Raw genomic sequence first — 23,530 nt, forward strand, 5'->3', positions numbered from 1 at the left:
TTTGATATTTGAACGCACCAGCAATTCAGAATTTATAATTCCCGAGGGGGGTTAGCTTGTTTAAGAAGATATTAATCGCCAACCGCGGCGAGATAGCCATAAGAATAATACGGGCGTGCAAAGAGATGAAGATTGCCACTGTCGCCATCTACTCCGAGGCAGACAAAGACTCGCTGCATGTTCGCATGGCGGATGAAGCGATCTGTGTTGGTCCACCAGCCAACAAAGAGAGCTATCTGAACATGCCCAACATCATCTCTGCTGCGACCATAACCGGTGCGGAGGCGATCCATCCTGGTTACGCTTATTTTTCCGAGCAGGCGAGTTTCGCCGAGGCATGCGAGGCGTGCAATCTCAAGTTCATAGGTCCGAAAGCGAGCGCTATCGAGCTTATGGGTGACAAAGCCCGCGCCAAGGAGACTGCGGCCAAGGCCGGAGTCCCGGTCATTCCGGGCAGCAAAGGCACCATTCAGAGCGAGCAGGACGCATTCAAGACTGCCCGTAAGATGGGTTATCCGGTCAGGCTCAAGGCTACCGCGGGCGGCGGCGGACGTGGGATCCGCGTGGTCCACAGTGAGGACGAACTCGCAAGCCAGCTCAGAGTGGCGATTGCTGAGGCCGAGTCGGCATTCGGCAACGGCGAGATGTATATCGAGAAAGAGATCGAGGACCCGCGCCATGTCGAGATTCAGATCATAGGTGACGAACACGGTCATTATGTCTATCTCGGCGAGCGCGAGTGTTCCATTCAGCGCCGGAATCAGAAGCTCCTTGAGGAGGCGCCTTCGGTGGCGGTGACCCCTGCAATCCGCAGCAAGATGGGCGATGCGGCTGTCAAACTGGCCAAGGCTGTTGGTTATGCAAATGCGGGCACGGTCGAGTTCCTGCTGGACAAGAACGGCGATTTCTATTTCATGGAGATGAACACCCGTGTTCAGGTCGAGCATCCGGTGACTGAGTTTGTGACTGGTATGGACATCGTCAAGGAGCAGATCAGGGTTGCTTCCGGCGAAAAGCTCGATGTAAGCCAGAAGGATATCAAGATCAACGGCCACTCCATCGAATGCCGCATCATTGCCGAGGACCCGTCAAACAACTTCGCTCCGTCTGTGGGCACGATCCGCCACCTCGCGGTGCCTGGAGGCATCGGTGTGCGGGTCGATACACATATATACGGCGGCTACGAGATTCCGCCGTATTATGACGCCATGCTTGCCAAGCTGATAGTCTGGGGCAAGGATCGCGATGAAGCCATAGCGCGAATGATGCGCTGCCTGTCTGAATATGAGATAGAGGGGGTCAAGACCAACATTTCGTATCAGATGGAGATTCTGTCCAACGCATATTTCCGAAAAGGAGAGCTTTCGACTAGCTTCATTCCGAGAAGGATGAATGTAGCATAGGTAAACACGGAGGCTTGATATGAATTATTCCTGTATCAAAAGTTGTCCTCAGTGCAAATGCTCTTTAGAACAAGGCTTCGCAGCGAAAGCCGCTGGTCTTTCATTCGTTGCGCCAGAAAAGTTTGAGCATTACATCTTTCTTGATGAGGATATTTCTAAAGCGGGACTCAAGAAATTTTTACCGTCCAACGCGGAATATTATCGTTCATTCCTATGTCGATCTTGCAAGCTCTATATCATCGACTATAGCAGAACTTATTCTCGGAGTGATGCAGAAGATCTTGTTCAGAAATTACAGGAGCCTTAGTCTTTCAGCTATCAAAGGGAGTGAATGACATTCTATAATTATGAAAAAGACCAGACGAGCGGCGAGGGAACTCGCCCTTAATATTTTATATCAAGCCGGTTCCTGCGGTGTGCCATTTGATGAGGCACTTGAGACAGCCAAGGAGTTTGTTGACCTGACCGGACTCAGGGCGAAGAATGCCGAGAAAGCGGATGATGTGCGAGCATATGCCGACCTGCTTGCCAGGGGTGTCTATGAGCACCAGGCTGAGCTAGACTCGCATATCTCAAGATTGGCACAGGACTGGCCGGTGGACCGTCAGCCTGCTGTGGACCGCAACATACTTCGCATGGCAATTTTTGAGATAGACCATGTAGATTCGGTTCCTCCGATTGTGGCGGTGGATGAGGCAGTAGAGATGGCAAAGAAGTTCTCTACGGCTGAGTCGGGCAAGTTCGTAAACGGCGTATTGGCGGCGTATCTGAAAGAGAAGGCCGCCGGGGAGGAAGAGATTGGCTAAGATTCTTGACGGCAGCGCAACTGCAAAAGAGATTCGCACAGAGCTTGCCGGGCGTGTCGAGAAGCTCAAGAGCGAAAAGGACATCACTCCCAGGCTGTCTGTGATCCTTGTCGGCAATGACCCTGCTTCGGTCACATACACCCGCATGAAGAAGAAAGCATGCGAGGCCACAGGCATGATTTCAGACCTGATCGAGCTTCCCGCCGAGAGCACTCAGCAGCAGGTAAAAGACATCATAAAAAAACTAAATGATGATCCTTCCGTGCACGGGATCATGGTTCAACACCCTGTCCCGTCCCATCTTGATGAGTTGGACATTCTTGCGACTGTATCGGTTGATAAGGATGTGGACGGGATCAGCGCGTTGAGCCTCGGTAGACTGGTTCTGGGCACTGCCGACTTTGTGTCATGCACTCCTTTGGGAATCGTCACACTGCTCGAGCGATATGGCATTGAGATCAAGGGCAAGGAAGCTGTTGTCGTGGGACGAAGTATTATACTCGGCAAGCCGGTTGCATTAGCCCTGATTGAGAGGCATGCTACGGTGACAATCTGCCACTCCCGGACGCAGAACCTTGCGGATGTAGTCGGCAGGGCTGATATCTTGGTTGCTGCGATAGGCAAGCCTGAGTTTATTAAGGGCAGTTGGATCAAAGAAGGTGCGGTAGTGGTCGATGCGGGTTATAACAAGGTCGAGGGCACTTCCCACGACGTCGGAGACGTAGAATTCGATGAAGCGGCGAAGAGGGCGAGTTATATCACGCCGGTCCCCGGCGGTGTCGGTCCGATGACTATAGCCATGCTGCTTTCTCAGACCGTAAAGTCGGCGGAAAAATGCTAAAGTGCGAAGACTGTAACATAATCCTGGACGAAGGCACACACTTTTGCCCGAAGTGCGGAAAAGACCTGACTTCAACAGATGGGACGAGCCGGATGCCCAAGCTCGAAGTGGGCGCGTATCTCACATCTGCCAATCTTCATCGCATCCGAAAAGAGTGGGATGAAGCCGTAGCCGATGCCACCGAAGCTCTGCGCATCGATCAGAACAATGCGGACATTGCATCGCTTCTGGGTGTGATATACCAGGAGCGGGGCATGCTTGATGATGCGGTGATATGGTTCCAGATGGCTCTCGAGATGAACCCCAACAGCGCTTATGATCGCGCGCGGCTCAAGCAGGTGAAGGATTTGATTGCTCAGGGCGGCAAGGCAAGTGGGTCGCAGGATCGCCTCAGGACGTTTGAGAATCGAACTCGCATCTGGGCAATAGGTATGGCGGCTGTTTTTATTATCGTGCTGATACTTGCCTTGATTATCACCGGCAGACACAAGACTGATAATTATGGCTCACAGTCAAGCATCGATCCAAATGCCCAAACGGCTGCCCAAGACATAGACCAAACAAATCCGCCCATCCGCACACCGGCAAAGGCCATGACCACCAAATCAGCACGTTCCTCATCGGGCTCTTTGTCCGGTTCATCTGCCGGTTCAACCAGGACTCCAGCCGAGGTAAAGATCAATCATGATGTGTCCGCGGCAGATAGCATAGGTTCTGCCAAGGTAGATGATGTCATTGCCGATCCACGCCAGTCCATCGTGATCGTTACGTATACCATTCCCGCCGCCTCGGCAAACAAAGGCTCCATTATGATCACGTCCGCAGCCATTGCACGAGCTGCATTTGCAGCCAATGCGGAGGTCAAGACGGTCACCGCGCGCTGTGTCATCAGTCCTGGCGGGCAGTCTTCCACACAGATTGCGTTCATGGGCGACATAACCCGCCGAGCATTGGAAGCGCTGGGGGCAAATTCAACCTCCGATCAGATTGAGGCGTCCTTCACCGGTATTTGGTGGAACCCTCAAATCAAGTAATAACCGGCAAACTTCGTGTTTATGTTCTCTCCTGTCCAGGTATTATATTCCCGATATCTCAGGCCAAAGGAGGCGCTCGTCATGCCCAAAGACCCGGTATGCGGACAGTATGTATCTGCTGATACTCCATACAAGAGCGAGTATGAAGGAGAAATATATTACTTTTGCAGCGCAGTGTGCGAAGAGGAGTTCGACTGTAATTCTGAGGAGTATATTTTCATCGAGGAGCCTCGAGCTGAGCGTGCCGAAGCAGAGGACTGATTCGATCAAATGTGTGTTTGGCATGTAAAGCGGGCGGGTATAAAGGCCTTGCCTACGGGACGGTGCCGACCTGGCAAGATAGCCGTCCTCTATTGCCCCAAGCAGGTGGTATCCTGACCATGCCACCTGCTCATTTTGTATTCTCTATTCCAACTGATAATTAGGTTACGTCGGCACTCTCCTATGCGTATGGTTGACACATTAGCAATCCGGCGAGATAATTGTGTCAAATAAACCTCTACTATATTACCGGGTGGTATCATGAATGCACTTACTCTCCTTATCATCGCCATGTGCGTGTTTGCGCTTGCCTATCGCTATTACGGGGCATTTCTTGCTGCCAAGGTAGCGGTCTGTGACGCAAAGAAAAAGACCCCTGCTTATGAGTTCAGGGACGGCAAGGACTATCATCCCACGAACAAATACGTTCTGTTCGGCCATCACTTTGCTGCGATTGCCGGCGCCGGGCCCCTAATTGGTCCTGTTTTGGCTGCTCAATACGGCTATCTGCCGGGAGCGATCTGGATACTTATCGGTTCCGTATTCGCAGGCGCAGTCCAGGATTACATCATCCTGTATGCATCCGTCAGGAACAAAGGCGAGTCGATCTCGAAGATTGCGCACAAGTTCCTGGGTCCTGTGGCCGGGTGGTGCACGGCGTTTGCGGTACTGTTCATAATCATTGTGGCGCTCGCGGGTTTGGCGGGAGCGGTGGTGAATGCTCTTCAGGAGAGTTCATGGGGTGTATTCACGATTGCTTGCAGCATACCGATAGCATTTTTGATGGGTCAGTGGATGTATAAGATCAGGCCTGGCAAGGTAACTGAAGCAACGATCATTGGTGTCGTGTTACTGATCGCAGGTGTGATCGGCGGCGGATGGCTGCCCAAGAGCTTTGCGCATTGGCTCGTACTTTCTCCCGACGCCATAAAGATTGCTCTTCCCACCTATGGCTTTATAGCCGCGGTCCTGCCTGTATGGATGCTGCTTTGCCCAAGGGACTATCTGTCCACATATATGAAGCTCGGCACCATAGCCCTTCTGGCGATAGGAATCTTTTTCGTGCATCCCCAACTCGTAATGCCTGCGACCACGCATTTCGTTCATGGCGGCGGTCCGGTAGTGCCGGGTCCTGTATGGCCGTATGTATGTCTGACCATCGCCTGCGGAGCCATATCCGGTTTTCATGCTCTGATCGGTTCGGGGACTACCCCCAAGATGATAAGCAGCGAGGCGGATATCAAGCCCATAGGCTATGGCGGTATGTTGGTTGAAGGGTTTGTAGGACTGCTCGCTCTTATTGCCGCATGCACACTGTTCCAGGGCGACTACTTTGCGATCAACGCTAATGCCGCCAAATTTCCCGATTTTGCCAATCACACCGTGCAGTTGACCGAACTCACAAGAATGGTTGGTGAGAAGAGCCTTGTAGGCCGAACAGGCGGTGCAGTCACTCTTGCTGTGGGCATGGCGCGTATATTTTCCAAACTGCCGGGCATGACGAGCCTGATGTCTTACTGGTATCACTTCGCGATCATGTTCGAGGCGCTGTTCATATTGACCACAATCGATACCGGCACACGTGTAGCCCGCTTTATTGTTCAGGAGATGCTCGGCTCCGTATATAAGCCGTTCGGCAAAGGGACATGGCTGCCGGGTGTAATCTTTACCAGCTTTCTGGTCACATACGCCTGGTATTACCTGCTCAAGGGCGGCACCATCAGCACCATCTGGCCGATGTTCGGCATCGCGAACCAACTATTGAGTGTAATTGCTCTTGCGATCGGCACCACATGCATCCTGCAGCGCTCGGCCAAGCGAGTATATGCCCTCACTACGTTCATTCCGTTTGCGTATATGGCGGTTACGGTTCTGACCTCTGGCGTGCAGTATTCTATAGACATTTTGAGCGGACCCGAGGCCGATGGGGTCAAAGGAAGCCTGACGATAATTATGATGGCTCTTGCCGTGATAGTCTCGGTCGACTGCATCATAAAGTGGATTCGGATCCTCAAGTGCCCGAAGTGCCCAACAGGTTCGGATTCGGGTAGAGACCTGATGGGTCTTGCTCAGGGTATTGACATTCAGGACTAGGGATAGAATATAGTGTATGAAGTTACGCTGATATCCATTGCAAAATAAGCATTTTCCTCCCATGATGCGATTGCTGGGAGGGCGAGGCTCCAGCCGAGCCTTTATTGGGCGGTTTTTGACTAGACTGCCTGTTTGACGGGCTAGTATAATGTGGCATATATTGATAGGTTTTAACCTCAAGGAGATAGATATGCCTGATATGACCAAAGTTTCCTGGGATTTGCGCGATCTCTATCAGGGGATCGATGATCCCAAAATTGATGAAACTCTCGACAAATCTCTTGCCCGCGCGAAGCGGTTCGCCGGCACCTATCGCGGCAAGATAGACAGTGACGACCTGACCGCCAAGATTCTGTTCGAGTCGATTAAAGATTACGAGGACATGGTTCAGGAGATGGCCAAGCCGATGAACTATGCCTCGCTGGTCTTTTCGGCCGACACGAGCAATCCCGAGCATGGCGCTCTGCTCCAGCACATCCAGGAGCGCCAGACCGAGATAGCGCTGGAGTTGCTGTTCTTCGATCTGGAGCTTATGGCCGCCAAGCCCGAGATAATCGACCGACTGATGCAGGATGATATATTGGCTTGCTATCGACATTTTATATGGGCTATGCGCCTCTTCCGGGAGCACAGGCTTTCCGAGCCTGAGGAGAAGATTCTTGAAGAGAAGGCCAACACCGGTGGCCGTGCCTTCGAGCGTCTCTTCGAGGAGATGGTTTCGGACATAGCGTTCAAGGTCACGGTCAACGGTGAGGAGAAGACAATGACCGAACCAGAAGTCCTTGCCCTTTTGCGCGACCCGAACCGTGAAACTCGCAAAGCCGCTGCAGCATCTCTATCGGAGGGTCTGACCGCCAATGGCCATCTTCTGACGTTCATATTCAACACACTGGTATATGATAAAGCAGTCAACGACCGCCTCCGCCGCTACGAATATCCCGAGCAGGCGCGAAACATGTCCAACGAACTCGACGCCCAGACAGTCGAGACTGTGATCTCAACTTGTGTCGACAACTATGGTCTTGTCGCCAGATATTATAGGACCAAGCGCGAGATTTTGGGTCTCGACAAACTCATGCACTACGACCGATACGCGCCCCTCTTTGAGTCCAAGAAAGAATTTTCTTTCGATGAGGCAAAGGAAACGGTGCTCACCTCCTTTGGCAGGTTCTCGCAGACTATGGCGGAGACGGCAGAGAAATTCTTTGATAACAACTGGATAGACGCCGAGCCGCGCAAAGGCAAGCGGGGTGGGGCGTTTTGTTCTTATGTCACTGCCGACCTGCATCCATATGTGCTGCTGAGCTATCTCAACCGTCAGGACGATATTATGACCCTGGGTCATGAACTGGGTCATGGCGTTCATGCATATCTGGCTCGTCCACTGGGTTATTTGAATATGCACAGCGTGCTGCCGGTGGCTGAGCTTGCAAGCACATTCGGCGAGATGCTGGTGTTTGAAAGCATAGTCTCCAAGGCCGATCTTGAGGACAAACTCGCTTTATATGCCGAGAAGATAGAGGGCAACTTTGCGACAATCTTCCGCCAGGCAGCCATGTATCGGTTCGAGCAGGAGCTTCACAAATCGCGCCGAGAGATGGGCGAGCTGACCACGGACGAGATCAGCGATATGTGGCAGCGAAATATCCAGGCTATGTTTTTGGATTCGGTAGAGATGGGCGAGGAGCACAAAATCTGGTGGATGTATGTGAACCACTTCATAGGTTCACCGTTTTATGTCTACGCCTATTCCTTCGGCGAACTGCTGGTGCTTGCGCTCTATTCCATGTATCGCGAGCAGGGTGAGTCATTTGTTCCCAAGTTCATCTCTCTGCTTGAGGCAGGCGGTTCATGTTCACCGGAGGAACTGCTGGGACGAGTCGATATCGACATCAAGAGCCCTGAGTTCTGGCGCGGAGGCATGAATGTGATGGAGCGGCTAATAGCCGACTTCGAGGGCATATATTCTCAGTGGAAGGCAAAGCGAGCTTAATCACTGAGTTAGCCCGCATTATTCACGAGAAACGTGAATAATGCTCTCTGAGACCCGAATTATGAAGTAAGCGCATAATCCGGGTTAGTTAAGCATGCAGTTAAAGATCGTCCGGGGCAGGAATGCCCCGGACTTATCTTTCTGAAGCTTTCTACTACGGCTATGATTGGATCAGTGATGAAACAGCCTAATCCCGTTAAAGACCATAGCCATCTCATAATCGTCAGCAGCCGCAATCACATCATCATCCCTGTTCGATCCGCCCGGCTGAGCAATATATTTCACGCCGCTACGGGCGGCACGGTCTATGCTGTCTCGGAACGGAAAGTATGCATCCGAGCCCAACGAGACATCAGTTAGTCCGTCCAACCAATCGATTTTATCGCTTTTGCTGAGCCTTGCGGTATCTTCTTGCAAACCGGCTTTTAATAACTCTTCTTCGGGCAGAGTTATATCTTCAGAGAGGAACAGATCGATCACATTATTCTTTTCCGCCCGTGACAACCCTTCAGCAAATTGCAATCCCAGCACTCTCGGGTGCTGCCTCAGCCACCACATATCAGCCTTGCCGCCTGCAAGACGCGTGCAGTGTACCCTTGACTGTTGTCCTGCGCCAACGCCGATTGTCTGGCCATCTTTTGCGTAGCAGACGGAATTAGACTGAGTATATTTGAGAGTAATTAGCGCGACAATAAGGTCTCTGGCAGCTTCCGCAGTAATATCTTTTTGCCTTGTGACTACGTTTGCCAAAGCGGACTGATTGATACTGATTTCGTTGCGCTTCTGTTCAAGAACGACCCCGAATATCTCTCGCCTTTCCATTGCCGGCGGTTCATAATTTGGGTCGATTTGCAGTATCAGGTATGATCCGCCGAGCTTCTTTTTGAGAATAGGAAGCGCCTCATTATCATAACCTGGAGCAATAATGCCATTGGATACTTCGCGCCCGATCAATTTTGCAGTCGATACATCGCATATATCGCTCAAGGCAACAAAGTCGCCGAATGATGAAACTCTGTCTGCGCCTCTTGCGCGAGCATAAGCTGTGGCTAGAGGAGACAGTTCGCCCATGTCGTCTACGAAATAGGTTTTCCGTAACGCATCACTCAATGGGATTGCAACAGCCGCGCCTGCAGGGCTCACGTGCTTAAACGAAGCTGCTGCAGGCATGTTTAGGGCAGTCTTGAGTTCACGTACTAATTGCCACCCATTGAGCGCATCAAGGATATTGATATAACCTGGCTCACCGTTAATGATGTCGATTGCTGGGCTGCTTTTGGTAAAGATAAGTTGAGATGGTTTCTGGTTTGGGTTAATGCCATATCTGAGAGGAATATTGTTTTGATTCATTCATGCACCTCCGCGTAAGCCCGGCCAAAATATACGACTGGGTGATATGCCCAGGCGATCGGCATGAATGTTCTGACGCTCCCTTGCGGTTATATCCGCCATGTTCGCCAGTTGCGTCATGAGAATCATAGCCATCAAGGCGCTTTGTGTCAATAAGTTTTGAGAAGCGTATGCGCAAATTGCATATAAAAGAGCCAATGATCGTCCGGGGCATTCCTGCACCGGACGATCTTTATTTTTAGCACAACGGCTCAAGAATAGCAATAGCCTTCTTGATATCTTCAATCTGCTTATCACCGGTGATCTCGCGCTCGATTGTGATAGGACCTGTGTATCCCAGCGATTTCAGCTTAGGAATCAGGACAGGGAAGTTGACCCGTCCCTCGCCGAGAGCTTTTTCCATGCCCAGGCTGTCGGGTTCGGTCGGATATTCACCGTCTTTGGCATGAACACCCTTCACGTAGGTTCCGATGATATCCAGCGCATCAACAGGGTTGGCCTTTCCGTACAGCAGCAAGTTGGCCGGGTCGAGGTTCACCCCGACGTTGCCGGTCCCGATATCCTTCATCACGCGCAGCAATGTGATCGGTGTTTCCTGGCCAGTCTCGAAATAAAACCCGATTCCGAGTTCTTTACATCTGCGTGCGACCTTTGTCAACGCCTCGACCGTTCCCTCATATAGCGCGTCTTTGGGGTTTTCAGGTATAAAGCCTGCGTGTGTGGTTATTGACGCAATGCCGAGTCCGGCTGCAAATTCAGCGCCCGCGATCAGGTCCAAGACACGCTGGTCACGATATTCCGGCGGTGTAAGGCCGATGGTTGATGGCCCCTCGGTGAAATTCCAATGTGCGGGACCCGAATAGCCCGTCCACAGCGTTGATATCTCGACGCCATACTCTTTTCGTGCCTGATCGACTGCTTTTGCATTATCTGTGGTATACTTTTCCGGGTCCCAACACGCCATTTGAGTGCTTTGGAGTCCAAAGTTCTTGACTGTTTTAAGTTCGGCGTCCACATCCGGGCGCAGGGATGTCATTACGCCAATTTTGAGTTTGTCTGCCATTGCTGCATTCTCCATTTTCTAATTTCATGAGAGTCATGCAACACTTATATACCAAAACTCAATCTCCTTCGTTGGGAACAACCAAGCTAATGATTTAAGTAGATAATTCGGAGGAGAATATTATTGGATACATCTGTAAATGCAAGAATCGCCATGGCAATCATTCTCTTTGGCGTGGTTTGGATAATTGCATACGAGAATTTGCGAACCATCTGCCTTGTAATTCTCAGGCGCAAAGTCAACCGTTTTGCCAGAATATTATGGCTCATCGCAGCTCTGGCGGTCGTCTTTTGTGCAGTAGACGCATTTCGCATAGAGCCGAACCGGGTTCAGGTAACCCATCACACCATTCAAACAAGAAAACTTCCATCAGGGGCAAGGCTGCGAATCGTTCAGTTGTCAGACCTGCACATGTGCTGCATAGGCAAGCGTGAACGCGAGATGATACGCTTGACGGCAGGCTGCAAGCCCGACATAATAGTGATGACGGGCGATTATCTTAACATAAAAGACCCTGCCGGTTTTGCCGGGCTTACACGTATCGGCAGGCAGCTTTCAAAGATTGCTCCCACATATGCCGTTGAGGGAAATTGGGACAATTACAAGCATATCCAAGCCCTTGAAGACGGTGGGGTGAAGTCAATTACCGGATGGGATATCATTCCAATCCGAAAGGGCGGCAAGGTTGCATTAGGACACTTATGGTGGTCTATGCCGGTGTCTGCGGTCTATGTGCCGCCGAATGTCGAGCCGCTCTATAAAGTTCTGCTCTGCCACAAGCCCGATACCTTTAATCAGGCGTCAAAAAAGGGCATCGATATGATGCTCTCAGGTCACACTCACGGTGGTCAGGTCAGGCTGCCCATATTTGGAGCAATTTTGCCAGATCGTAATATGATAGGCAGATACCAGGCCGGTCTATATAGGAGAGGTAGAAGCACACTATACGTGAATCGTGGGCTGGGAATGGAATCGGTGGCGCCGCAAGTGAGGTTCTGCTGTCGACCGGAAGTCAGCGCCATTGATTTAGTATCTAGTAATTGATATTGATTATTAAGGAGATTGCATGCTTCGAGCGTTTTGGACATGGGATCCGGTATCGTGCATTAAGTACAATGCCTATTGTGAGCCGGCGGCATATCAGGACAACAAGTGGTTCTTCGATAAGAGCGTCTGGCAGAGAATGCTTCGCACTATGGCCGAGTGCGGTTTTGACTCTTTGATACTGGCAAACACTCACCCATTTCCATTCATGATAGACCTTTCTGCACAATACCCCGAGTCCGCGGTAATCGATGAGACTGGGCTTTCTCGATATCAGAACATGCACCACTGGATATTTGAAAATGCCCTGGATTATGACATCGCTCCTCACTTGTTCTTCTCTCCAGGCTGTTTGCCGGACAGCTTCACAAGCATGCATAAGCTGGAGCCGGATACCAAACAACTGCCTGATGTCGCGACAGAGTACACTCATATGTGTGTCCGCACTCTGCTGGAAAATTACCCGGAGCTTTCAGGGCTGTTTGTGTCAGTGGACAGAGCGGATGCTGGGTTCGTGCAGCAGACAGTTGTCGATGCAATAGATGCGATCAGACCCGACGCCCCGCTCTATGTGTGTGTCGATCAAGCTGCGCCTGATGCCATCCTCGACAAAATATCACGCCGGGCAGATAGGCCAATCCGCTATTCGGTCAAATATACGGCGGATCACCTGGTCGATGCTGATCCCGACACCTCGTTCGTACGATGGATCGAGGCTGCAGGGTCAGAAAATACCATTGCCGAGTTTCACATGTCCAACTTCGAGCCGTGGACAAGTTTCTCATTCGACACTGTCGAGGGTGTGCTCTCCAATTTGAACCAGATCGGCTGCGGCGGGCTTTCGGTCATGCCGCTTTCGGTCAGTGACTGGCCGCGCACATCGGACGCATACTTCAAATACCAGTTCCAACGCGATTTCGTCTGGTACAGCGTATGGGCGGGCAGCAGTGTATCGCAGCTGCTCCGTGAAGGACAGCCCAAATGGCTCCTGAGGAACAAGCGTATTATTGACGGGTTCCAGGCAGGCTCGCGCATACTCGAGCTTTTGAGCCTGTATATCGCTGGCGATAAGACTGACGCATGGCGGCCTCAATTCTGCTGTATGTTCGATCACGATACGAACAAGCCCCATCTGCTTTCAATCGAGGATATACTCCATATCGATGATGATCCTGCCTTCTCCGGCAGGCGCTGGTGGACAGAGGTGACGGGCGATAAAGTAGTCCATCCGGCGGAGTATGTGGGTTCCGGCACACCGGAGAACGCCTATGGTCCTGATGAGCTGATCGAGGAGTTGGCCGATCTCTCCGAACAGGCTGTTGCATCCGGCGAGAAGGGGATGCGCAACAATTCCGGCGAAAAAGAGCTTCCCGGTCTGACCAGAGATGCATTTTGTATGGGCAGACTGGGCGAGTTTTATGTGGAACGGCTGAAGGCGGCCCTGGCACATGCGCGCGGCGAGGACAAAGAATCCCTGGAACATATGGCGCGGGCGCTTGGGCTGTACCGTGAGATCAGGGGAGTAGACTCATTCCACAGAGGCGATATTATGATAGTCGTGGGTCGTGAGTGCGTGCAGATGAGCTGGACATCTGTGACAAAGGCTCTGGAGGCCGAATATGCGGATGCATCGCATGGCGACTACAGATCCGGCAATAATTATCCCATAGGGTGATGGCACGCTTTATTGCGGCGCAGGACGGGTGTATAATAATTTTTAGTCAGCCTGAAATTGCGGAACGAGATGATCCAAGAAGCCAAATCAAAGAAGCCTGAGTTTCCGTATGCGGTGGTTACTATTATCGCGGTCAACGTGATACTGGCCATCATATTCAGCCGCGACTTCGACAATGCTGCGCGTGACTTCGGCCTTATCCCCAATACGTTCAGAGTGGGCAGGCTGATTACGTCCTGCTTTCTGCATGATGGTCCCATCCACCTCATCATCAATATGGCTCTGCTCTACATATTCGGGGCGGATATAGAGCGTGCCATCGGCAAGCTGGAGTTTGTGCTGTTTTACATCGGGGCTTGCCTTGCGTCGTCCATCCTGCATATAGCGATTGTGCTGGCGTCTTTGGACCCATATTACGCAAGCAGAGCAGTGGTCGGCGCATCGGGAGCGATTGCAGGCGTGATGGGCCTGTATGCGGTCAGGTTCCACAGGCGAATCTTCAAACTTGATGGCATAGAGGTATCGGCGCTGTTTCTGATCATGTGCTGGCTGGTTATTCAGCTCGGGCTGGGGCTTGTGGCGCTGTATCGTGATGATCTATTCGGCCTTCGGCTAAAATATGTGGCATATTGGAGTCACCTTGGCGGTTTCACATTCGGCATAGTGACCGCCATGATCGCCAATATGGCTCTGCAGGGCGAAAGAGAGTATCTGACCAAGAAAGGAAAACAGGATTACGACCAGGGCAACATGCTCGAAGCTGCCCAGGACTATGACTCCCTGATAAAATATGACCCGGATAACGCATTTGCCCATGCCCAGCTCGGCAGGCTCTGGGCGATTATGGATGAGGAAACACAGTCTCTGCCATACTATCGAAGCGCTATTGAGCTGTATATCCATCAGGGCAAGGAAGAGGAAGCCATCACGACGGCCGCGGAGATGAAGCAGTATTGGCCGGAGGTGCACCTGGACGCTGGTTGGAGGTTCAGGCTGGCATCTTTCCAGGAGGAGAACGGACAGTATGAAAGTGCTGTCGCGGCATTTCATGAGATTGCCCATCAGGAGCCGGAGAGCGCCGAAGCTCAGATGTCGCTGCTGAAGATTGCGCACCTGCAGCTCAGCTCATTGCAAGCCCCATCTGCGTCAATAGCCACAATAAATACATTCCTGGAACGCTACCCCAAGAGCGAATGGCGCAGCTTTGCTGAAAAGACCCTCAGACAAGCAAAAGATATGGCATTCCAGAAACGGATGATTTTTCCCCGCAGCGCTGCAGAATAGACTTTTGTCAAAACGAACTGAGCGTAAAACCTAAAAAATTGAGCGTGGGGAGTTCGTTTTGGCGGCTTTTTTATGTGTTGTTTACCTCTTCCTCTCAAGAGCCGCGATTGCACGATATAAATGGACATCGATGGAGCGTTCATAGCGGGCGATGCGCTCATACGATGTGGTCGGGCGAAGGGGGTCCATCTGGCGGCACATTACACGGTTCTCCATTGCACGCGCTCGCTCCAACCTGCACAGGCAGTCGGCTATACGCTTGACCAGTTCCTCCTCCAGCGCGTCCTCCGGCTGATAATGGTCCCGCATGCACTCGTGAATCTGGCGGGAGTTGACGTAAAGCTCCTCGGCAAGCCTTTCCAGGGCATGCGGAGCCTTGGCTGTGAGGCCGTGTTTCATGGCATTGAGAGAACTGCGCTTCTTTCCCTCTTCTGTTTTGGGTCCTGTGGCCATTTTAGTCCTCCTCATCGTCCATTTGTGCGCGTTTGATAATTTCGGCAAGAGCTTCAGACGGGTCGACCTGGGGCGCGGGCATAGTGATCTGAGTCTTGATGATACCGGCTACGATCTCGGCGGCGACCTCCACCTCTGACTGGGCAAGCAGGGCCGGGAAATCGTCGATCACCTGGGCAAGGACACGAGTGCACTTGCGCGCTATCTTCTGGTGCTGGGTTGGGTTTAGCATAATTTCTCCTCCTTAAATTTATTGGCAGATGACGGTCGTTTGTCGTCAGTCGGCTTGTTATGGTGGTGGAATATGGATGACCGGCAATGCAGTTGGGAAAATGCCTTCCACAATTATAAGACAACAACTCGGAGAGGCTCTTAGAATAAGTTTAGTATGTTTTCATCAAATCCCCATATTTCGACAAGTGATTGCATTATAAACCAGAATAAATGCTAATATTTTCCAATTTGTAAGAGGTTATAGAGCATATGGTGGCTAATACGCATGTAGTGTAAACAACCTCGGCCGTAATAATAGGTCTGCCCGTATATACTTGAATCTAGTTGGATTATTGTATAGGAGGTCCTACTTTATGAGGTCTATTTGTGTATTGCTCCTGCTATTGTTCTGTGCAGTAATTCTCTCAATGACCACCATTGTTGTCCAGGCTCAAACCCAGTCGTGGGACGATAGATCGGATTTTTCGTTGGATAAAAACCCGAATGGTGTTTGGACCTACGGCTATCTGGACAAAGATGGCTGTTTTGCTCCTTACAACAGCATCTTTAATCTTGGTGACGGCATAGTCGGTTGGGCAATGAATGATGATCCAGACTTTGCGGGCAATGTTACGATAAACACATCCGCTAAAACTGTCGAGAAATTCGGCATCGTGTGGGAGCCTGGTCAGATATGCCTGCATCCGGGTCTGTTTGGTTGTAAAGTGGTGTTCAGATGGACCTCTCCAGTCTCGGGGACAATAAGTCTCAATGCTAATATCGCAGGACAATCCAAGCATGGTGCACCCGCTAATGTCGAGATCAAGTATAAGGATGAATCTGTTACTGAGGCAGTCGTAGAGGGTTTTGCCGGTGTAGGCGAATATAAGAGTGGTCGTTTCGGAGATGAACCTGAACAAGACTTTTCGTCTGCCATTTATGTAAATAAAGGCGAGACAATCGACATAGTAGTCTCTGACACTCAAATAGGTGTGGTCGGTCATATAGCAATAAACGCTGCGATAATAGTGACGGAGAAAGGATAGCCACAGATGAGACGTATAACCATACTGCTTATTGCATCTTCTTTTGCGTGGTTGATCTTTATTCAGTCTGCATTTTCCGATGTTCACTACGTTGTGCCAAACGGAAGCGGTGATGGGTCCAGCTGGACCAATGCCAGATCGTCTATACAGACGGCAATTGACAATGCCACAAGTGGCGATGAGGTCTGGGTTGCGGCGGGCACGTATGAAGAACAGCTAACATTGCAAGAGGGAGTTTGCATCTACGGTGGCTTTGCAGGCGATGAGACGAGCCGGACTCCTCGAGGCGCTTGTCCGCCGTCAGGGTCAATTTCCAATGAGACAATTATCAGCAGCAATACCGGTGGTCCCGTTGTATATTCATTGTCTGGGATCACGAATGCGACTGTGATCGATGGCTTCACCATTAAGAACAAACCAAACCTCGGGAGTGGCATAGTATGCACTTCGTCTTCTCCGATAATAAGCCACAATCGTATAGAGCGTAACAATTCGTATGGTGTATACGCATCAACCGGAAGCCCCATTATCGAATACAATGTGATAATTAACAACACAGGTGGCGGTGTTTTCTGTGGCACGTATGCCGCAGCTAGTGTAAAGAACAACATCATACGCGGCAACAAAGGGCCTGGTGTCTATTGCTGCAGTGACTCGACTGTAAGAGGCAATTTCATCTGTGGCAATGGCGGATATGGTAATGGCGGCGGCATCTATTGCAGCGGTAGTGCGACAATTGTAAACAATACAGTTGTGTCGAACTTTTCCTGCTTGGATGGCGGCGGTATATACATCTACGGTTCTCCAATACTGTCCAATAACATAGTTGCATACAACTCGTCAGGGATAATAGCCGTTTCCGGCACACCCTCACTCAGTTGCAATTGCGTCTATGGGAATGTCGCCTATGCTTACTCGGGGCTATCTGCAGGCACTGGCGACATTGATGATGATCCAGAGCTTATTGATTTCGAATATGGCAATCTCCATATATCCGGCATTTCGCCATGCATCGATGGTGGTGATGACAATGCCGGCACATCCGGCTATGACATCGATGGCGAGGCAAGGAAGACTGGCAATTATGTCGATATCGGCGCTGACGAGTACTATTCGAATGCATATTCCCAGACGGGTCCTGAGGTCATTGCCATGGTGGATGCAAACGGCAGCGACAACAATGACGGACTGTCATGGACTACTCCAAAAGCTACTATCCAGGCTGCAATCGATGTGGCGGCGCGGCAGGGCGGTGAAGTATGGGTCAAGGATGAGACATATGATGAGAACCTGACACTGTATGCCTATGTGTATCTGTATGGCGGTTTTCACAATAGTGAGACACAGCTATCTCAGCGAGACTGGCAAAGTTACACTACGACAATAGATGGATCGTATGGCAGCGATCCGGTTGTATGCGCAGACTTTGTGGGTCATATGGTCAATTGTATTGATGGGTTTTCGGTAGTAAATGGTGACAATGACCTTGGTGCGGGCATTCGATGTAAATTTGCCTCCACACGCATATCGAACAATATCATCGAATACAATGACTCTCACATCTGTGGCGGCGGAATATATTGCGGTCAGGGTTCATTTACTGATATATCCAATAATATCATACGGCACAACACTTGTGATTATGACACAGAAAAGGATCCGTTCGGCGGCGGTGGCATAGGCTGCAGACTTGCTTATCCGACCATTACGAATAACCTGATATATCAAAACACCAATGGCGGCGGTGTGTATATTTCCAGAAACGGCGTTTCAACAAGCCTTGCACCTGCGCTGACGAACAATACGATAGTCAATAATTCGGATATCTACAGCAAGGCTGGGATATATTGCTATTACTGCCCGGCATCCATCAATAATAATATTATTGCAAGCAACACCGGCTATGGCGTATATTGCGACGGTTCCGGTTCCTCGCTGCCGACGCTGTATAATAACGACTTCTACGGCAACACTACGGCTTGTTATCCCACCGGCATCTGGAATACGACTAACATTACCAGCGTCCCGGGGTTCGTCAACACTTCAGCAGGCAACTATCATCTTTCGTCCACTTCAAATTGCATCAACAACGGCTTGAATACCGCGGCGGGAATACCAAGTATAGAATTTGATGGCGGGCCACGTATAGTGCCTACTAATGGAACAGTTGACATTGGTGCAGATGAATATAGTGACTCCGTACCAACAGGAAGTATACTAGTCAATTCTGGTGATGAAACGACCAGCAGCATAAATGTTGTGCTCAGTTTGTCGGCAACCGATGGTGGAAGCGGTATAGATCAAATGCAAATCAGCAATGATGGTGTATTTGACACTGAACCTTGGGAGGCATACACAAGAACAAAACAATGGGCACTGGCAGAAGGACCAAATGGTATTCGGACAGTGTATGCAAGATTTAAGAACTATATTAGCAATATCTCAAGTACGTATTCCGACACTATTTTACTCGGTAATGGCGAGCAAGTGTATTGTGTCAGCAATTCCGGTGATAACACATCTGGTATCGGTTGGGATCATGCTCTACATAATATCCAGGATGCGATAGATACTGCGCAGTCTGGTGATGAGGTATGGGTAGATAGTGACAGCTATTGTGAATGCATTATACTCACTTCTGGTGTGAAATTGTATGGTGGTTTTTCGTATGGAGACACTTCAAAAGAAGATAGATACACACATGAATATTTGATACCGACTTATCTCTCCCCAGGTCAAGGCAGCACAATAACAGTTGAATCTGGCGCAACTAGTACGACTGTCATAGATGGATTCAGTATATCAAGGGGAATAGGTACATACAACGGAGGAGCATATTACGGCGGCGCTATATTTTGTAATCAGGCTTCTCCCACGATATCACATAATTACATCTATAATAGTGGTTCCTTTCAGGATGCATGCTATGGTGGTGGGATTTATTGCAGCTATGCGTCACCCGTGATTACAAACAATCTCATACTCAGCAATGATTCTACAATAGACGCTGTGGCGGTTTGGTGTTCAAATACAGAACTGACTTTTGTAAACAATACAGTTGCAGCCAATCGGACGAGCATGTATGGTGGTGGTTTGTACCTCGACCATTGTACAGGACTTGTGGCGAATAACATAATTAGTGATAACTTACTATCCGGCATTCATACTGTTGGCACCACATTCCCAACATTTGAAAATAACTGTGTTTCTCGAAATGGCGATTATTGGGTAGTGGCAGATAACTACACAGGTGATATGGCAGAGCCTACTGGTAATGGGAATATCTCCCTTGACCCACTGTTCGATAATTATGGTTATTACAACCTCACTGTTCTGTCTCCATGTATTGATGCTGGTGACGATACCGCAGCTGGCTCCATCCTGGTCGATATATTCTGGCAGACAAGGAAGTTTGATACAAAGCGGGGAAGCGATCTTGTAGATATGGGAGCAGTAGAATACGTTGATACAGTTCCCCCAACAGTAGCCTCAGTTCATCCAGAAGGTGTATCATCAAACTCTTGCACCTGCTCCACGTCTCAGCTATATGCAACGTGGAGTGTATATAATACGGATGCTGCTACCGAATGCCAATATGCCATAGGTGAATCGGCTTCATATCCTCCAAGCACCTATATAGTCGACTGGACTTCGGATGGAGTAACTTGCGATGAGGACCATTACAGTTATTGTGTCAGAAAGACAGGCTTGAATCTTCAGTCTGGGCATACTTATTACTTCTACATCAAAGCTATTGATGGTGCAGGAAATGAAAGCGATGTGGCTGTTGCAGAAGTTACCGTAGGATGCTCCACTCCAACCATAGAGGATGCGCTCAGGTGTGCAGATGGTGAGATTGTAAGCTGCACACTAAACAATCTGATCGTGACCGCTGGTACTTCGCAGTTCAATGCCAACGGCGAATACCACATGTATGTATATGATAGCAGTCCGGGAAGAGTAAATACTACTAAATATTATGGTCTTCGTGTTGATTTTGAAAACGGTACACCTGCATCTTGCCAGCCTGAAGATTATGTGTCGATCAAAGGCAGAATGACCACCATTGGCGGCGAGCGCGTAATGGTGATTGACCTTAGCGATCAGTATGACTATTACTATGCCGTTACGAGTGCCAGCAATCAGTTTTCTGTTGAGCGTGTTACAGATCTCTTCCATATTGCTCCCAACTCCTATCTGGTTATAAATGGAATCACGATGCCGGGAGTAACCCGTCCTGTTGGTGGTAGTGCATTAAAGGGTAAGCTCGTATCTCCATCAGACATCAATTTAGGTGGCTGGTACTATTTCGTAACGTACAAAGATACGGTAAATAAATTCCTTTATGTAGATGATACGAGTGTGAGAGGTCTTGGTCTAGATTCTGAAGGGAATTCATGCCCTACGGACGGTAACGGCCTCAATAACGGAGTATGCGCTGAAGGTATAAGAGTAGACTACAGTTGGATGGCTGATAGTTTGCCCGTCTGTGATGTGGGAAGCGGCGTAAAGATTACCGGATTGTGCGCAAGCACCGAAATTGAAACTTATGACCAAGAGAATGAAGACGTAAGGCTCGTAAGGCTGCGCCAGAATGCAGACCTCCAAGTTGGCCCAACAATCACTTCACCAACACTAAACCAGATCGTGCAATCGGCATATCCAATAATTGTGTTTACTGATCCTATCAATCTTAAAAACGAAGTAAATGGTTCTGTCCAGAGCAGTCACCAGTTCATACAACTTTCAATCGGAACGGAAGACAATCCTGATGGGACATGTCCAATACTGCAGAATTCGACTAATACAGTGCAGTGGCCGGAGACAGACGATGAGTGGATGACTCTACAAGCCGGGATAGATTACTATGCTTTTGTAAGAGTCACCAATGATGAGAATTACGAGTCCAATCCGGATTCATGGAGTCCGTGGAGTCCTCATGGGCTTAAGTTCAGAGTGGCACCGACCAGAATCATTACGCCTGTCGATGAGTCCACAATCTGGGATGTGACACCGCTGATAAGTTGGAGATATGACAGTGCTTCGGAGTCGGGTGACACATTCCAGGCTAAGGTGACATCAGAAAATGGCCAAACTCAGTATTGGAGCGGAAGCGTTACGGGTGACGATCATTTGACATGCACCACGGAGCTTTCGTCCGGCACGTATCATGCCTACCTGAAGAAGTCATCTGAGACCGAATGGGAAATACATACATTCACAGTCCATACGAACGCATCAGATGCGGGTCAGACCGAAACAGGCACTGCGGAGTATACGTATGATCGATATGGAAACCTTGAGACTATGGTCGATTGGCGTGGAACGACAACATACTATTACGATGGGTTGAACAGGCTAATTAAGACGCACCTGACATCCGCCATGCAAGAGTGGGATGGTCAGGAAGTAATCTACAAACATGGGTCAAATGGCGATAAGAGTGGTTATGACTTGAAGGGTAACCGCACCAGGATGGTTACAGTGAGTCTTTCTCCGTCATTCACTCATCCGACTAAATATGACTATACGGACCTCGGGCAGCTTGCGAAGGTAACTGACCAGCTTGACGGCGAGACGAAATATACCTATAACAATATGGGGTTGGTATCGGGCATTACATATCCGAACAACACGTATAGTGTTTATACATACGATGATGCCAGGTACTGGCTCACCAATATCACTCATATGAAATCGGACGATGTAACCATAATCGGCAGCTTCACATATGGCTATGATACGGCCAGTGTCGGTAACAATGGAACGCGGACGTCTGTTACGGAAAATATTCTGAAGCCTGACGACAGCCGCATACAGTCAGCGGTGACATATTCTTATGATGATCTGTATCGCCTCACAAGCGAGGTTCGGACCGGCAGTGAAGCTTACAGCAAGTCCTACTATTACGATCTTGCGGGCAACCGCACTTCGATGGTGGATGGCGCGACAACGACCACCTACTTCTACGATGCTGCGAATAAATTGACCTCATCAGTTACCGGTTCCAGCACGACGTTGTATAAATATGATGGCGCGGGAAACATAAGAACAGCCACGACAGATTTTACTGATGTCACCACCTATACCTGGGGATTCAGGAATATGATGACCAAGTGGGAGAAGACTGGCGAGACGACTGTTGAGTATGGATATGATGGATATGGGATGAGAGTAATAGTAGTCCCAGACGGCGGTACGGCTACACGATTCTTGCTTGATCGAAAGGAAATTGCTGAAGAGATTACCGGATCAACTTCTACAACCTACGTAGGACCAGGATTGATTAGCCAGATATCCGGTGAAACTCGAACAATCTATCATGCCGATGGTCTGGGCAGCACAAGGGCTATAACTAATGGAACTCAGACTGTAATCGAAGCTGGAGTCTATAGCGCTTATGGCAATCTGGAGGCAGAATACGGTGCTTATTCTAGTGATGGTTTTGGATTTGCAGGACAATACAGATATTATTCCGATGCCACGGGTCTATATTATATCAAGGCCAGGTACTATAACACCATTCATGGTTCGTTCACAGCACGTGACACAATTGGTGACGTTGCTGGATATAATCTGTACATATACTGTGACGGCAATCCAGCAAATAACGTTGATCCAACTGGAAATATATATATACCTTTACCTGGCTGGGGTGAAACGACGTTTGAATGGTTGCATTTTATGAAATGCATTAATAAAATCATAGAAGAGGCGACTGAAATGCATCGCACAAACGACAAGTTGGCGCATTGTTATTCTGCATGTTCAATCTTACAAAGATGCGTACCGCCAATAGGTAAATCAATAAAAGATATTCTTGCTCTAATAGGCGAAATATATAGTTGGGATAATGATATGTATGACAATATAGCCAACAGTATAGGAGCAGGCCTCGGTGCATCTGGAATGCCATGTTCTTGTGCATGTGAAATTGCAACATCCACTTTGCCCAACAACCCAGGATAAA

General features: G+C 49.6%; 16 protein-coding genes. 12 read left to right on the top strand and 4 right to left on the bottom strand.

Annotated features, from left to right (window positions below):
• Positions 1-56: 56 nt before the first annotated feature.
• The 7 genes from accC to LLG46_07080 all read left to right on the top strand — a co-directional run bounded on the left by accC (position 57) and on the right by LLG46_07080 (position 8,432).
• Positions 57-1,403 (top strand): acetyl-CoA carboxylase biotin carboxylase subunit, encoded by a 1,347-nt coding sequence (gene accC / locus LLG46_07050; protein ID MCE5323056.1) that lies wholly within the window; start codon positions 57-59, stop codon positions 1,401-1,403.
• 347 nt (positions 1,404-1,750) lie between these two features.
• Positions 1,751-2,209 carry a transcription antitermination factor NusB gene (gene nusB, locus LLG46_07055; protein MCE5323057.1) on the top strand — a complete coding sequence of 153 codons (459 nt, stop codon included), beginning with the start codon at positions 1,751-1,753 and terminating at the stop codon, positions 2,207-2,209.
• Positions 2,202-3,050 carry a bifunctional 5,10-methylenetetrahydrofolate dehydrogenase/5,10-methenyltetrahydrofolate cyclohydrolase gene (locus LLG46_07060; protein ID MCE5323058.1) on the top strand — a complete coding sequence of 283 codons (849 nt, stop codon included), beginning with the start codon at positions 2,202-2,204 and terminating at the stop codon, positions 3,048-3,050. Before nusB ends, LLG46_07060 begins: the two co-directional genes overlap by 8 nt.
• Complete coding sequence (locus LLG46_07065) at positions 3,044-4,084, top strand: tetratricopeptide repeat protein (protein ID MCE5323059.1); 1,041 nt, start codon at positions 3,044-3,046, stop codon at positions 4,082-4,084. Before LLG46_07060 ends, LLG46_07065 begins: the two co-directional genes overlap by 7 nt.
• A gap of 81 nt (positions 4,085-4,165) precedes the next feature.
• Complete coding sequence (locus LLG46_07070; GenBank protein ID MCE5323060.1) at positions 4,166-4,345, top strand: YHS domain-containing protein; 180 nt, start codon at positions 4,166-4,168, stop codon at positions 4,343-4,345.
• Positions 4,346-4,606: 261 nt separating this feature from the next.
• Positions 4,607-6,439, top strand: coding sequence for a carbon starvation protein A (locus LLG46_07075; protein MCE5323061.1), 1,833 nt, complete (start codon positions 4,607-4,609; stop codon positions 6,437-6,439).
• Between the two features lie 190 nt (positions 6,440-6,629).
• On the top strand, positions 6,630-8,432 hold the full coding sequence (locus LLG46_07080) for a M3 family oligoendopeptidase (GenBank protein MCE5323062.1): 1,803 nt from the start codon (positions 6,630-6,632) through the stop codon (positions 8,430-8,432).
• A 171-nt stretch (positions 8,433-8,603) separates the two neighbouring features.
• Here the strand turns inward: LLG46_07080 and LLG46_07085 are convergent, their stop codons facing one another.
• On the bottom strand, positions 8,604-9,782 hold the full coding sequence (locus LLG46_07085) for a phosphoribosylaminoimidazolecarboxamide formyltransferase (protein ID MCE5323063.1): 1,179 nt from the start codon (positions 9,780-9,782) through the stop codon (positions 8,604-8,606).
• A 238-nt stretch (positions 9,783-10,020) separates the two neighbouring features.
• A complete protein-coding gene (locus LLG46_07090) occupies positions 10,021-10,845 on the bottom strand; it encodes a sugar phosphate isomerase/epimerase (GenBank protein MCE5323064.1) in 825 nt (274 codons plus the stop codon).
• 123 nt (positions 10,846-10,968) lie between these two features.
• Between LLG46_07090 and LLG46_07095 the strand changes: the two genes are divergently transcribed.
• The 3 genes from LLG46_07095 to LLG46_07105 all read left to right on the top strand — a co-directional run bounded on the left by LLG46_07095 (position 10,969) and on the right by LLG46_07105 (position 14,848).
• Positions 10,969-11,889 (top strand): metallophosphoesterase family protein, encoded by a 921-nt coding sequence (locus LLG46_07095; GenBank protein MCE5323065.1) that lies wholly within the window; start codon positions 10,969-10,971, stop codon positions 11,887-11,889.
• Between the two features lie 22 nt (positions 11,890-11,911).
• On the top strand, positions 11,912-13,564 hold the full coding sequence (locus tag LLG46_07100) for a hypothetical protein (protein ID MCE5323066.1): 1,653 nt from the start codon (positions 11,912-11,914) through the stop codon (positions 13,562-13,564).
• Between the two features lie 69 nt (positions 13,565-13,633).
• Positions 13,634-14,848, top strand: a complete 1,215-nt coding sequence (locus tag LLG46_07105; protein ID MCE5323067.1) for a rhomboid family intramembrane serine protease — start codon at positions 13,634-13,636, stop codon at positions 14,846-14,848.
• Between the two features lie 81 nt (positions 14,849-14,929).
• Here the strand turns inward: LLG46_07105 and LLG46_07110 are convergent, their stop codons facing one another.
• Positions 14,930-15,301 (bottom strand): hypothetical protein, encoded by a 372-nt coding sequence (locus LLG46_07110; protein ID MCE5323068.1) that lies wholly within the window; start codon positions 15,299-15,301, stop codon positions 14,930-14,932.
• A gap of 1 nt (position 15,302) precedes the next feature.
• Positions 15,303-15,533 (bottom strand): hypothetical protein, encoded by a 231-nt coding sequence (locus tag LLG46_07115; protein ID MCE5323069.1) that lies wholly within the window; start codon positions 15,531-15,533, stop codon positions 15,303-15,305.
• 355 nt (positions 15,534-15,888) lie between these two features.
• Here LLG46_07115 and LLG46_07120 point away from each other — a divergent pair, with 355 nt between their 5' ends.
• Positions 15,889-16,560 carry a hypothetical protein gene (locus tag LLG46_07120; GenBank protein MCE5323070.1) on the top strand — a complete coding sequence of 224 codons (672 nt, stop codon included), beginning with the start codon at positions 15,889-15,891 and terminating at the stop codon, positions 16,558-16,560.
• Between the two features lie 6 nt (positions 16,561-16,566).
• The gene (locus tag LLG46_07125; GenBank protein MCE5323071.1) at positions 16,567-23,529 is read left to right on the top strand and encodes a right-handed parallel beta-helix repeat-containing protein; all 6,963 of its coding nucleotides are present in this window, start codon (positions 16,567-16,569) and stop codon (positions 23,527-23,529) included.
• Position 23,530 lies beyond the last annotated feature (1 nt).

It is taken from the genome of bacterium (assembly GCA_021371935.1).
Taxonomy (GTDB): domain Bacteria; phylum Armatimonadota; class UBA5829; order UBA5829; family UBA5829; genus UBA5829.